Origin of the sequence: Streptomyces sp. SolWspMP-5a-2 (genome assembly GCF_900091845.1) — a bacterium.
In the GTDB taxonomy this organism is placed as follows: domain Bacteria; phylum Actinomycetota; class Actinomycetes; order Streptomycetales; family Streptomycetaceae; genus Streptomyces; species Streptomyces doudnae.
Genome location: NZ_FMCI01000148.1, coordinates 53,032 through 65,135, shown reverse-complemented (window position 1 = coordinate 65,135; position 12,104 = coordinate 53,032). Strand labels below are relative to the sequence as shown.

Sequence of the window (12,104 nt, the reverse complement as noted above, 5' to 3'; positions counted from 1 at the left end):
GCCGCGCGCCCGGCCGCGTGACCGATGATGGGTGCCACAAGCGGTGGGGACGGCGCCCGGGGACGGTGCGGGCGCCGGTGGACGACGGGAACGGTGGGGAAACATGGCGGCGATCTCTCTGGAGAAGGTCGAGCGGAGCGCGCCCGCGCTGGTCAGCCTCTACAAGTCGGCCGGGGCGTCGATGCGACGCAACGGCCTGGAGGCGGTGCGGGCGGCGGTCTACCTCGTCGTCGACTACTCGGGCTCCATGCGGCAGTACTACGCGGACGGCAGTGTGCAGGCGCTCGCCGACCGGGTGCTCGGGCTCTCCGCGCACCTCGACGACGACGGCCGGGTGCCCGTGGTGTTCTTCTCCACGGACGTCGACGCGGTCACCGAGATCGCCCTCGACGACCACCGGGGGAAGATCGACCGGATCGTCGCCGGACTCGGGCACATGGGGAAGACCAGCTACCACCTCGCCATGGACGCCGTCATCGACCACTACCTCGACAGCGGCTCCACGGAACCGGCCCTGGTCGTCTTCCAGACGGACGGCGGCCCGATCAACAAGGCGGCCGCGGAACGGTATCTGTGCAAGGCCGCGAAGCTCCCGATGTTCTGGCAGTTCATCGGGTTCGGCGACCGCCGCAGCAAGCAGTTCGACTTCCTGCGCAAGCTCGACGAGTTGCCGGTGCCCGCGAAGCGGGTCGTCGACAACGCCGGTTTCTTCCACGCCGGTTCGGACCCCCGGCGGATGTCCGACGCGGAGCTGTACGACCGGCTCCTGGGCGAGTACCCGCAGTGGCTCGCGGCGGCCCGCGCGCGGGGGATCGTGACGGACGGCTGAGGCGCGCGGCGGCCGGGGCGGTTCAGCGGCCGGGGCGGTTCAGCGCTCGCGCAGGACCGCCGCCCGGCACTCGCCCGGGGTGCCCCACGCGGTGCGCAGGGCGACGGCCTTGGTCAGCCAGAGGGACAGGTCGTACTCGGCGGTGTAGCCGATCGCGCCGTGCAGCTGGAGGGCGGCCCGCGCGGTGGTGTACGCGGCCTCGCAGGCGCCGGCCTTGGCGGCCGCGACGTCGAACGGGTCGCCGGTGAGCGCCGCGCCCAGCAGGAGCGGGTGGGCGAGATCCAGCGCGATCCGCGCGTCCGCGAGCCGGTGTTTCACCGCCTGGAACGAGCCGACGGGCACCCCGAACTGGGTGCGCTGCCGGACGTGCGCCACCGTCCGCTCCAGCAGGGCCAGCCCGACCCCGAGGGCCTGGGCGGCGGTGGTGAGCCGGGCGAGCGCCAACGCCCCTTCCGGCAGCGGGCCTTGGGCGAGGAGCGCGCCGCCGGGGAGCAGCGGGGTGAGGCGGCGGGCCGGGTCGAGCGAGCCGCGGACCCGACCGTGCCCGGCCGCCCGCCGCAGGTCGCCCCGGGCGTCGACGTGGAGAAGGAGATCGGCCGCGTCGCCGTCGAGGGCGAGCGGGGCGGGGGCGTCCGTGTCGCCGGTCGGGGGTGGGGCGGTGTGCGGGGTGGGGTGGAAGGTTGTCGGGGGTGGGGCCAGCGTCGTCATCGTGGTGCCCGCGGCCAGGGCGGGCAGCAGTTCGCGGCCCTCGCCCGGCGCGGTCAGCAGGGCCGCCGCCGTGACCGTCTCCACCAAGGGGCCCGGGACCGCGTGCCGACCCAACTCCACGAAGGCCACGACGAGTTCGACGGGGCGCAGGCCGAGGCCGCCGTCCTCCTCCGGTACCGCGAGCGCGAAGACGCCCGCGTCGGCGACCCGGGACCACAGCGCCCGTCCGCCGCGGTGGTCCCCCGCGCTCCACGCCCTGACCACCGCCGGAGTGCCCGCCGCCGTCAGCATCGCGTCCAACGAGGCGGCGAACGCCCGCTGTTCGGCGTCCAGCAGGAAACGCATCAGCGGCGTCCCTTCGGCAGGCCGAGCAGCCGCTCGGCGATGATGTCCCGCTGGATCTCGTTGGTGCCCGCGTAGACGGGGCCCGCCAGCGCGAAGACGTACCCCTCGGCCCACGGCCCGTCCGCGAACTCGGCCTCCCCGCCCAGCAGTTCGAGGGCGGTCTCGTGCAGCGCGAGGTCGTACTCGGACCAGAAGACCTTGTTGACGCTCGACCCGGCGCCCAGCTCCTCGCCCGCCAGGAAGCGGGAGGCCGCCGCCCGGGTGTAGAGGTCGTAGGCGCGGGCGCCGATCAGCGCGTCCGCCACCCTCCCGCGCAGGGACTCCGGGGCGCCCCGCTCCCGCCACAGCGCCGCCAGCCGGTCGGCGGCGGCGAGGTAGCGGCCGGGCGAACGCAGCGTCAGGCCGCGCTCGTTGCCCGCCGCCGACATGGCGATCCGCCACCCCTCGCCCGGCGCCCCGATCACGTCCTCGTCCGGCACGAACACCTCGTCGAGGAAGATCTCCGCGAAGGCCGGTCTCCCGTCGAGGCGTCCGATCGGGCGGACCGTGACGCCCGCCGCGCGCAGGTCGAACATCAGGTACGTCAGGCCCTGGTGGGGGCGGGGCGTGTCCGGGTCGGTGCGGAACAGCCCGAAGGCGCGGTCGGCGAACGCGGCCCGCGACGACCAGGTCTTCTGCCCCTCCAGCAGCCAGCCCCCGGACACCCGCACCGCCCGGGAGCGCAGCGACGCCAGGTCGGATCCCGCCTCCGGCTCCGACCACGCCTGCGCCCACACCACCTCGCCGGTCGCCATCGGCCCCAGCACCCGGGACCGCTGCCCGGCCGTGCCGTGGTCGAAGAGGGTCGGCGCGAGCAGGCTGACGCCGTTCTGCCCGACCCGGCCGGGGGCGCCCGCCGCCCAGTACTCCTCCTCGAAGACCAGCCAGCGCGCCAGCCCGCACCCCCGGCCGCCGAACTCGGCCGGCCAGGACACCACCGACCAGCGGTCCGCGGCGAGTTCGGCCTCCCAGGCGCGGTGCGCGGCGAACCCCTCCCCGGTCTCCAGGGACGGCAGCGGGGTGCGTGGCACGTGCGCCGCGAGCCAGGCGCGGGCCTCGGCGCGGAACGCCTCGTCGCCGGGGGAGGGGCTGAGGTCCACGGGCGGCACCCTTCTCGGACGGCTTCCCTAACAAGTGTTTGGTAGGTTAGCGTGGGTCCATGACAGGCGTCGAGAGCCCGGCCTACGTCCCCGGGCACGGACTGCTGACCGGCCGCACCGCCGTCGTCACGGCCGCCGCGGGCACGGGCATCGGCGGCGCGACCGCCCGCCGCCTCCTGGAGGAGGGCGCCCGCGTCCTGATCAGCGACACCCACGCGCGCCGACTGGAGGAGCACGAGGCGGCGCTCGCCCGGGAGTTCCCCGGGGCGGTCGCCGCGCGGCTCTGCGACGTCACCGACGACACCCAGGTCCGCGCGCTGTTCGACACGGCCGTCCGCCTGCACGGGCGACTCGACGTCGTCGTCAACAACGCGGGGCTCGGCGGGACGTCGGACCTCGTCGACATGACCGACGACCAGTGGGACCGGGTCCTGGACGTCACACTCAACGGCACCTTCCGGTGCACCCGGGCCGCCCTGCGGCTGATGCGCGGCACTGGCGCCGGAGTGATCGTCAACAACGCCTCCGTGGTGGGCTGGCGGGCCCAGGCCGGGCAGGCGCACTACGCCGCGGCGAAGGCGGGCGTCATGGCGCTGACCCGGTGCGCGGCAGTCGAGGCCGCCGCCTGGGGCGTGCGCGTCAACGCCGTCTCGCCCAGCCTCGCCCTCCATCCGCACCTGGCCAAGGTCACCACTCCGGACCTGCTGGCGGAGCTGACCGCCCGGGAGGCGTTCGGCCGCCACGCCGAACCCTGGGAGGTCGCCAACGTGATCGTCTTCCTGGCGTCCGGCTACTCCTCGTACCTGACCGGCGAGGTCGTCTCCGTCAGCAGTCAGCACCCCTAGGGCGACCGACCACAATGGACGCGTGCCGACCAAGAAGAAGCCCCAGGTGACCGCCGCCGAGCGGCCCACCGCCGCAGCCCGCGACCGACGGCGGGAGATCCTCGACACCGCCGCCGAGGTCTTCGCCGAGCAGGGCTACAACGCCACCACCGTCCGCAAGATCGCCGACCACGCGGGCATGCTCGCGGGCAGCCTCTACTACCACTTCGACTCCAAGGAATCGATGCTGGAGGAGATCCTGCGCACCTTCCTGGACGAGCTGTGGAGCGGCTACGACACCGTCCTCGCCGCCGGTCTGGGACCGCGCGCCACCCTGGAGGCCCTGGTCACCGAGTCGTTCCGGGAGATCGACCGGCACCGCGCCGCCGTCGCGATCTTCCAGAAGGAGAGCAGGCAGCTCGTCGCGCAGGACCGGTTCGAGTTCCTCGCCGCGTCGCAGCGCCGGTTCGAGACGGCGTGGCTGGCCACGCTGGAACGCGGGGTCGCCGAGCGGGTCTTCCGCGCCGACCTCGACGTCCGGCTCACCTACCGGTTCGTGCGGGACACGGTCTGGGTCGCCGCGTCCTGGTACCGGCCCGGCGGGCAGCACAGCCCCGAGGAGATCGCCCGCCAGTACCTGTCGATGGTGCTGGACGGGATCGCCGTCCGCATCTGACCCGCTGGCACGCGCCGGAGCCGACCGGCGCGTTCGGAGTCTGGGGAGTCGTCATGGCCGAGGCCTACATCGTCGAAGCGGTCCGCACACCCGTCGGGCGGCGCGGGGGAGGGCTCGCCGCGGTCCACCCCGCCGACCTCGGCGCGCACGTCCTGCGCGACCTCGTCGCCCGCGCCGACGTCGACCCGGCCGCCGTCGACGACGTCGTCCTCGGCTGCCTCGACGCGGTCGGGCCGCAGGCCGGGGACATCGCCCGCACCTGCTGGCTGGCGGCCGGACTGCCCGAGGAGGTGCCGGGCGTCACCGTCGACCGGCAGTGCGGATCGTCGCAGCAGGCCGTGCACTTCGCGGCGCAGGCCGTGCTCTCCGGCACCCAGGACCTGGTCGTGGCGGGGGGCGTGCAGAACATGTCGCAGATCCCGATCGCCTTCGCGACCCGGCAGGCCGCCGAGCCCCTCGGCCTGACCCAGGGCCCCTTCGCGGGCAGCACGGGCTGGCGGGCACGGTACGGGGACCGGCCGGTCAACCAGTTCACCGGCGCCGAGATGATCGCCGCGAAGTGGGGGATCACCCGGGAGGACCAGGAGGAGTTCGCGCTGCGCTCGCACCGGCGGGCCCTGCACGCCATCGACGCGGGGCGGTTCGTGAGGGAGTGCGTCGCGTACGGTCCGGTCGCCGTCGACGAGGGGCCGCGCCGGGACACCTCGCTGGAGCGGATGGCCGCGCTCAAGCCGGTCCTGGACGGCGGCACCGTCACCGCGGCCTGCTCCTCGCAGGTCTCCGACGGCGCCGCCGCGCTGCTGCTCGCCTCCGAGCGGGCGGTGCGGGACCACGCCCTGACGCCCCGGGCCCGCGTCCACCACCTCTCGGCGCGCGGCGAGGACCCGATCCGCATGCTGACCGCGCCGATCCCGGCCACCGCGCACGCCCTGCGCAGGACCGGTCTGACCATGGCCGACATCGACCTCGTGGAGATCAACGAGGCGTTCGCGCCGGTCGTGCTGGCCTGGCTGAAGGAGACCGGCACCGACCCCGCCCGGGTCAATGTCAACGGCGGCGCCATCGCGCTCGGCCACCCGCTGGGCGCGACCGGGGCCCGGCTGATGACCACGCTCCTGCACGAACTGGAGCGCACCGGCGGCCGGTTCGGCCTCCAGACGATGTGCGAGGGCGGCGGCCAGGCCAACGTGACCATCATCGAGCGGCTGTGACCATCGCCGAGCGGCCGTGACCCTCATCGAGAGGCGTGGCCATCATGGACCGGCTGTGACCATCAACGAACGGCTGCGACGGCTGTGACCATCATCGAACGGTTGCGACGGCTGTGACGGCTGTGACCGGGGGAGCGGCGGGGCGCGGTGCTCGCGGGTGCGCGCCGCCGCCCCCCTCACTCGCCCCCTCTCACCCGCCCCCCTCACCCGGTCCCCTCGCCCGCCCCCTCTCACTCGCCCCCCTCACCCGCCCCCTCCTCCGTGTGTCGCCACCCGGTCATGATGCGCTCCGCCTGGTCCATCACCCCCGCCACCAGCTCCGCGCAGGACGGCAGGTCCTCGATGACCCCCGCGACCTGGCCCGCGGCCATCACCCCGAGGTCGGTACGGCCCTCCACCATCGCCGCGCGCAACAGCATCGGCGTGTTCGCCGCGCGCAGCGTCTGACCCCACGACAGGTCCGCCCCGCGGCGCAGGGCCAGGCCGTCGCGGACCATCCCCCGCCGGCTCGCGCCGGAGACCCGGCGGAACGCGGCCGCCTCGCGCGCCGACCGCAGCAGCGCCCGCCCGCTCCCCGCCCGCTCCAGCGCCGTCACCAGGTCGGTGCGCAGCATCCGGTGGGGGAGGCCGTCGACCGCCCGGGTGACCGTGACGTCCCGGACCGTCGCGGCCAGATAGCGGGCCTTGACCGCGTCGGGCACCGTCGAGTCGGAGGTCAGCAGGAACCGGGTGCCCATCGCGACGCCGGCCGCCCCGTAGGCGAGCGCCGCGACCAGCCCGCGCCCGTCGAAGAAGCCGCCCGCCGCCACCACCGGGATCCGTACCGCGTCCACCACCTGCGGCAGCAGCACCGTCGTCGCCACCTCACCGGTGTGGCCGCCGCCCTCCCCGCCCTGCACGACGACCGCGTCCGCGCCCCACGCGGCGACCTTCTCGGCGTGCCGTGCGGCGCCCACCGACGGGATCACCACCAGCCCAGCCTCCTTCAGCTCCGCGATCAGCTCGGGCGAGGGGGCGAGCGCGAACGACGCCACCCGCACCCCCTCCTCGATCATGATCCGCACCCGGTCGCCCGCGTCCGCCGCGTCCGCCCGCAGGTTCACCCCGAACGGCGCGTCGGTGCGGGACCGCACCTCCCGGACCGCGGAGCGGAGCTGGTCGAGGGTCATCGTCGCCGCGCCGAGGATGCCGAGCGCGCCCGCCTCGGCGCTCGCCGACACCAGCCGGGGGCCCGCGACCCAGCCCATCCCCGTCTGCACGATCGGATGCCGGACCCCGACCAGCCGGGTGAGCGCGGTCCCCCTCACGCGCCGACCTCGCGGGAGCGGGTGTCCGCCGGGTCGACGACCTCCCGGATCAGCCGCAGCTCCGCCGCCGTCGGCGCCCTCGTCGACGGGACCCGCGGCGGCACGGTCAGCGGGAAGCCGGTCGCCTCCTCGATCTCCTCCACCGTGACCCCGGGGTGGACCGACGCCAGCCGCATCGACCCGTCGGGTGTCGCGAAGTCGAAGACGCCCAGGTCGGAGACGACCCTCGGGAGACAGTGGTACCGGGCCCCGGCCGCGCGGTCGGTGCCGACCCCGCACACCAGGTCCACCCGCTCCACGAAGACCCGCCGGGAGTGCCGCGGTATCCAGTAACTGGTCGGGTTGTTCAGGGTGTTGAGCGGCGCCCCGCGCACCCCGAGCAACTGGCGCCTGGGCCGCCGCCAGTCCCCGACGCAGGAGATGTTCTGGTTGCCGAACCGGTCGATCTGGCTCGCCCCCATCATCACGTGCCGCCGTCCGCCCGCGACCAGCTCCAGATGCTGCCGGTAGGGCAGCCATCCCTCCACCGTGCCGTCGGCACCGACCAGCGTGGCCTCCCCGTCGGTCAGCAGCAGGTCGGGCGCGAAGGTCCGCCTGGCGAGCCGCGCCCCGATCGACGGGATCACCCCCATCGGGCTCGCCAGGATCTCCCCGGCGCCGCGCCACGCCTCCGCGCACGCGACCACGCAGTACTCGGCGCGGGTCACCCCGCCCAGGTCCGTCCCGTTCACCCGCTCCCCGCCCGTCACCGCTCCTCCGCCCAGGCGTCGACCGCCGCCCGGTACGCCGCCTCGTCCCCGGCGAGGAACCGGGCCGAGAACTCCGGCCACGGCGTCGTCGCGTACAGCGTCTGGAACGCCTCGTCCCGTCCGTGGTCCGGCGCGCACGAGGTGAAGTGCGCGCCGTTCGGGGCCTCCACCACCCCCGTCACCCGGTGCCGTTTGACCAGCAGGGACTGGGGCGGGCCCGCCTTCGCCAGCTCCGCCGTGTCCACCAGCCGCTCGCACGACAGGTACGCGGTCTCCGCCGCCGCGCAGAACAGGTCGTCGAAGTACGGATCGGGCCCCAGGTACTGCCCGTTGCCCAGCCGGTCGGCGCGGTTGACGTGGACCAGCGCCGCGTCCAGCCGCAGGGCGGGCATCGCCACGAACGTCTCGCCGTCCGGGTACGGGGACGTGACCGTCCGCAGCTCGGGGTTGACTCGCATCACGTCCGAACCGAGCCCCGCGCGCACCGGCAGGAACGGCAGCCGGTTCGCCGCCGCCCGCAGCCCCCACATGAACATCGCCTCGTCGACCTCGGTCAGTTCGAACGCGCCGCGCTCCCGGGCCGCCCGGTAGTGCGGCTCCAGCGGGATCGAGTCCAGGGTGACGAACGCCGTCACCAGCCGCCGCAGCCGGCCGGCCGCCGCCAGCATGCCCACGTCGGGGCCGCCGTACGAGACGACCGTGAGGTCGCGGACGTCCGACCGCAGCAGCGCCCGGACCAGGGCCATCGGCTTGCGCCGCGAGCCCCAGCCGCCGATGCCGAGGGTCATCCCGCTCTCCAGCCGGGAGACGGCCTCCTCGGCCGTCATCGTCTTGTCGCCCACCTACCCGCCCTCCGTCCCGAACGTGTCCCGGACCCGGTCGCCGACCCCGAGCGCGCTCGCCTCGAACGTGAAGCCCTGCTCGAAGCGGTATCCGCGCCGGACGTCGACCGGGTCGATGCCGTTGATCGCCGCCTTCGCCAGCCGCAGCAGCTCGCCGTCCTTCGCGGCGATCTCCCGCGCCAGCTCCAGCGCCCCCGCGCGCAGCTCCGCGCGGGCCGTCACCCGCCACACCGCGCCGTGCGCCCGCAGCTCGGCCGCCGTCACCGTGCGCGAGGTGTAGTAGAGGGTCCGCATCAGGTGCTGCGGGACCAGCCGGGCCAGGTGCGTCGCCGCGCCCAGCGCGCCGCGGTCCAGCTCCGGCAGGCCGAAGACGGCGTCCTCGCTCGCCACGATCGCGTCCGCGTTCCCCACCAGGCCGACGCCGCCGCCCAGGCAGAAGCCGTGCACCTCGGCCACCACCGGCACCTCGCAGTCGTACACCGCGGCGAACGCCTCGGAGCAGCCCCGGTTGGCGCCCACCAGCGTGCGCGCGCCGCCCGCCCGTATCTCCTTGATGTCCACGCCCGCGTTGAACCCCCGCCCCCCGGCCGCCAGCACCACGCACCGGGTCCTCGGGTCGCGGCCGGCCGCGCGCACGGCGTCGGCCAGCGCGAACCAGCCCGCCACCGGCAGCGCGTTCACCGGCGGGAAGTCGACCGTGACGACGGAAATCCCCTTTTCCGGGGACGAGGTGGAGACACCCATCAGCGCATCAGCTACCTTTCCGACCAAGACCTTTCCACCAAACATTTGTTAGGTGTCGAGGCTTCGAAGCTAGCAGCCACCGGATCGGAGCGGGAGCCCTGTGGATAACTCTCGTCACGCACCGCTGGACGGCCGGAGCGCCGTCGTCACCGGCGGCACCCGGGGCGTCGGCGCCGGGATCGCCCGCGCCCTCGCCGACGCCGGTGCCCGGGTCCTCGTCTGCGCCCGCAGACCTCCCGAAGCGCCGCTGCCCGGCACCGAGTTCGCCGCGCTCGACGTACGCGACCCGGACGCCGTGCGGGACTTCTTCGCCGCCCTGCCCCGCCTCGACGTCCTCGTCAACAACGCGGGCGGCGCGCCCCACCGGCGTCTCGACGAGGCGGACGCCGCCCGTCACGCCCGCGTCGTCGAACTGAACCTGCTCGCCCCGCTGACCGTCACCCTCGCCGCCCGCGCCCACCTGCGACGCGCCCGGGGCAGCGTCGTGATGATCGGCAGCGTCAGCGGCAGCCGCCCCTCGCCCGGCACCGCCGCGTACGGGGCGGCCAAGGCGGGCCTCGAACACCTCGCCCGCTCCATGGCCGTCGAGTGGGCGCCCGAGGTCCGGGTCAACACCCTGGTCGTCGGCATGGTCCGCACCGAGTCCGCCGCACCGCACTACGGCGGCGAGGAAGGCATCGCGGCGGTCTCCCGCACGGTGCCGCTCGGCCGCCTCGCCACCCCCGCCGACGTCGGCGCCGCCGCCGTCTTCCTCGCCTCCGACGCCGCCGCCTACATCAGCGGCGCCGCCCTCCTCGTCCACGGCGGCGGCGAACGGCCCGCCTTCCTGGCCGCCGTGCCCCCCGACCGCACCCCGCAAGGAGACGCCCGATGAGCGGAATCTGCCACGGCCGGGTCGTCGCCGTCACCGGCGCCGGACGCGGCCTCGGCCGCGCGCACGCCCTCGCCTTCGCCGCCGAGGGCGCCCGGGTCGTCGTCAACGACCTCGGCGTCGGACTCGACGGCACCCCCGACCCCGCGAGCCCGGCGGCCCAGGTCGCCGCCGAGATCCGCGCCGCGGGCGGCGACGCCGTCGCCCACGGCGCCGACATCGCCACCGGCGACGGCGCCGCCTCCCTCGTCACCACCGCGCTGGAGACCTACGGACGCCTGGACACCCTGGTCAACAACGCCGGATTCCTGCGCGACCGGATGCTCGTCAACCTCGACCAGGACGACTGGGACGCCGTCCTGCGCGTCCACCTCACCGGCCACTTCCTGCCCCTGCGGCACGCCGCCGCGCACTGGCGCGCGGAGACCCGCGCCGGACGCACCCCGCACGCCCGCGTGGTCAACACCAGCAGCGGCGCGGGCCTCCTCGGCTCGGTCGGACAGGGCAACTACAGCGCGGCCAAGGCCGGGATCGTCGCCCTCACCCTCGTCGCCGCCGCCGAACTCGCCCGCTACGGCGTCCAGGTCAACGCCGTCGCCCCGGCCGCCCGCACCCGGATGACCGAACGCGTCTTCGCCCGCGCCATGGCCGCGCCCGGCACCGGTTTCGACGCGATGGCGCCCGGGAACGTCTCCCCGCTCGTCGTCTGGCTCGGCTCCGCCGACAGCGCCGGGGTCACCGGCCGGGTCTTCGAGACGGAGGCCGGCCGGATCACCGTCATGGAGGGCTGGCGGCCCGGCCCGACCGAGGACAGCGGCGCCCGCCGCACCCCCGCCGAGGCCGGAGCCACGGTCCGCGCCCTCCTCACGGAGGCGCTCACCCCGGGAGCGGTCTACGGCGCCCGCTGACCGGCCCCGGCGGTGCCCCGCCCGTCCTACGTGTCGCACTCCAGGACCGTTCGGCACAGACCGCACCGGGCCCGCACCCGCCCCCGCACCGGCACCCTGATCCGCTGCCCGCACGTCGGACACGGGAACGACACCCGCAGCGGGCCCGCGCCCTCCCGGCTGAAGTCGTACCCGGCGCCCGGCGCGACCGGCGTCCCGCGCTCCAGGGCGTGCCGCCGGTCCCGCGCGTACCGGCGCCGCCCCGCCCACCCCGCGGCCGTCAGCGGCGGCCGCCGCTCGTCCTGCCTGGCCCGCTCCATCCCCACGCCGTACGCCGTGTACGCCTGCGGACTGGTGAACCACACCGACGGGTCCTCGCCGAAGACCAGCGCCCGCTTGGCGAGCACGTACCCGAACTCCTCCGGCGTCAGGTAGCCCAGCTTCTGCGACGACGCCGCGTCCTGCCGGAACGCGTCGAGCAGCAGCCACCCCGCGCCCAGGTACGCCGCCACCGTGTCCGTGAGGATCTCGTTGTCCCGGGTGCCGGGGAACGACAGGCCGAGCCGGTGCAGATAGACGTGCGCCACCTCGTGCGCCAGCGCCGCCCCGATGTCCCGCCGGTGCGTGCGGAACCGGTCGTTCAGCTCGACGAAGTACTCCGGCCCCGCCGCCAGCTCCACGTCCGCCGCGTGCGTCATCGCGCGGAACCCGACGACCATGCGCGCGTCCGGCAGCCGGTAGTGCCGCACCAGCTCACCGGCCACCCGCTGCGCCCCCAGGTGCAGATCGTCGGCGTCGGAGAACGCCACGTCCGCCGGGGCCACGCTCACCCCGAACGTCCGCACGGTGTCCCAGGACACCCTCCGGTACAGCGCCGTCACCGACGCGCGCACCGTCTCCAGATGCGGGAAGCCGTGCTCCACCGGTCCGTCGTCCGCCACGCCCTACCCCCAAGACGCCCCGAAGCCGCTT

At 75.1% G+C, this 12,104-nt stretch carries 13 protein-coding genes; 6 read left to right on the top strand and 7 right to left on the bottom strand.

Features of this window, described 5'->3' with window-relative positions; all coding sequences use genetic code 11:
* The first annotated feature begins 103 nt into the window (after positions 1–103).
* Complete coding sequence (locus tag GA0115242_RS14985) at positions 104–829, top strand: vWA domain-containing protein (RefSeq protein WP_093828548.1); 726 nt, start codon at positions 104–106, stop codon at positions 827–829.
* Between the two features lie 39 nt (positions 830–868).
* On the opposite strand, the gene GA0115242_RS14980 is transcribed toward GA0115242_RS14985, so the two are convergent.
* Positions 869–1,882, bottom strand: coding sequence for an acyl-CoA dehydrogenase family protein (locus GA0115242_RS14980; protein WP_093828546.1), 1,014 nt, complete (start codon positions 1,880–1,882; stop codon positions 869–871).
* Positions 1,882–3,021: an acyl-CoA dehydrogenase family protein gene (locus GA0115242_RS14975; RefSeq protein ID WP_093828544.1), complete on the bottom strand. Its 1,140-nt coding sequence runs from the start codon at positions 3,019–3,021 to the stop codon at positions 1,882–1,884. The genes GA0115242_RS14980 and GA0115242_RS14975 overlap by 1 nt, the downstream gene beginning before the upstream one ends.
* A gap of 59 nt (positions 3,022–3,080) precedes the next feature.
* Between GA0115242_RS14975 and GA0115242_RS14970 the strand changes: the two genes are divergently transcribed.
* The 3 genes from GA0115242_RS14970 to GA0115242_RS14960 are packed head-to-tail and all read left to right on the top strand — an operon-like array spanning position 3,081 to position 5,732.
* The gene (locus GA0115242_RS14970) at positions 3,081–3,866 is read left to right on the top strand and encodes an SDR family oxidoreductase (RefSeq protein WP_093828542.1); all 786 of its coding nucleotides are present in this window, start codon (positions 3,081–3,083) and stop codon (positions 3,864–3,866) included.
* 22 nt (positions 3,867–3,888) lie between these two features.
* Positions 3,889–4,521: a TetR/AcrR family transcriptional regulator gene (locus tag GA0115242_RS14965; RefSeq protein ID WP_093828540.1), complete on the top strand. Its 633-nt coding sequence runs from the start codon at positions 3,889–3,891 to the stop codon at positions 4,519–4,521.
* 53 nt (positions 4,522–4,574) lie between these two features.
* The gene (locus tag GA0115242_RS14960; RefSeq protein ID WP_093828538.1) at positions 4,575–5,732 is read left to right on the top strand and encodes an acetyl-CoA C-acetyltransferase; all 1,158 of its coding nucleotides are present in this window, start codon (positions 4,575–4,577) and stop codon (positions 5,730–5,732) included.
* Between the two features lie 230 nt (positions 5,733–5,962).
* On the opposite strand, the gene GA0115242_RS14955 is transcribed toward GA0115242_RS14960, so the two are convergent.
* The 4 genes from GA0115242_RS14955 to GA0115242_RS14940 are packed head-to-tail and all read right to left on the bottom strand — an operon-like array spanning position 5,963 to position 9,374.
* Entirely contained in the window at positions 5,963–7,039 is a 1,077-nt protein-coding gene (locus GA0115242_RS14955) for an NAD(P)H-dependent flavin oxidoreductase (protein WP_093828536.1), read from the bottom strand.
* A complete protein-coding gene (locus GA0115242_RS14950; protein WP_256089438.1) occupies positions 7,036–7,770 on the bottom strand; it encodes a CoA-transferase subunit beta in 735 nt (244 codons plus the stop codon). The genes GA0115242_RS14955 and GA0115242_RS14950 overlap by 4 nt, the downstream gene beginning before the upstream one ends.
* A 14-nt stretch (positions 7,771–7,784) precedes the next feature.
* The gene (locus GA0115242_RS14945; protein ID WP_093828534.1) at positions 7,785–8,630 is read right to left on the bottom strand and encodes a CoA transferase subunit A; all 846 of its coding nucleotides are present in this window, start codon (positions 8,628–8,630) and stop codon (positions 7,785–7,787) included.
* Positions 8,631–9,374, bottom strand: coding sequence for an enoyl-CoA hydratase family protein (locus tag GA0115242_RS14940; protein ID WP_093828532.1), 744 nt, complete (start codon positions 9,372–9,374; stop codon positions 8,631–8,633).
* 100 nt (positions 9,375–9,474) lie between these two features.
* Between GA0115242_RS14940 and GA0115242_RS14935 the strand changes: the two genes are divergently transcribed.
* Positions 9,475–10,248: an SDR family oxidoreductase gene (locus GA0115242_RS14935; protein WP_256089437.1), complete on the top strand. Its 774-nt coding sequence runs from the start codon at positions 9,475–9,477 to the stop codon at positions 10,246–10,248.
* Positions 10,245–11,153 (top strand): SDR family oxidoreductase, encoded by a 909-nt coding sequence (locus tag GA0115242_RS14930; protein WP_093828530.1) that lies wholly within the window; start codon positions 10,245–10,247, stop codon positions 11,151–11,153. The genes GA0115242_RS14935 and GA0115242_RS14930 overlap by 4 nt, the downstream gene beginning before the upstream one ends.
* A 26-nt stretch (positions 11,154–11,179) precedes the next feature.
* Here the strand turns inward: GA0115242_RS14930 and GA0115242_RS14925 are convergent, their stop codons facing one another.
* Positions 11,180–12,073, bottom strand: a complete 894-nt coding sequence (locus GA0115242_RS14925; RefSeq protein ID WP_093828528.1) for a hypothetical protein — start codon at positions 12,071–12,073, stop codon at positions 11,180–11,182.
* Positions 12,074–12,104: the final 31 nt, after the last annotated feature.

Excerpts from the sequence above, each read along its gene's own strand:
- GA0115242_RS14985 (WP_093828548.1), top strand. The coding sequence starts at position 104 with ATGGCGGCGATCTCTCTGGAGAAGGTCGAGCGGAGCGCGCCCGCGCTG.
- GA0115242_RS14980 (WP_093828546.1), bottom strand. The coding sequence starts at position 1,882 with ATGCGTTTCCTGCTGGACGCCGAACAGCGGGCGTTCGCCGCCTCGTTG.
- GA0115242_RS14970 (WP_093828542.1), top strand. The coding sequence starts at position 3,081 with ATGACAGGCGTCGAGAGCCCGGCCTACGTCCCCGGGCACGGACTGCTG.
- GA0115242_RS14960 (WP_093828538.1), top strand. The coding sequence starts at position 4,575 with ATGGCCGAGGCCTACATCGTCGAAGCGGTCCGCACACCCGTCGGGCGG.
- GA0115242_RS14940 (WP_093828532.1), bottom strand. The coding sequence starts at position 9,374 with ATGGGTGTCTCCACCTCGTCCCCGGAAAAGGGGATTTCCGTCGTCACG.
- GA0115242_RS14930 (WP_093828530.1), top strand. The coding sequence starts at position 10,245 with ATGAGCGGAATCTGCCACGGCCGGGTCGTCGCCGTCACCGGCGCCGGA.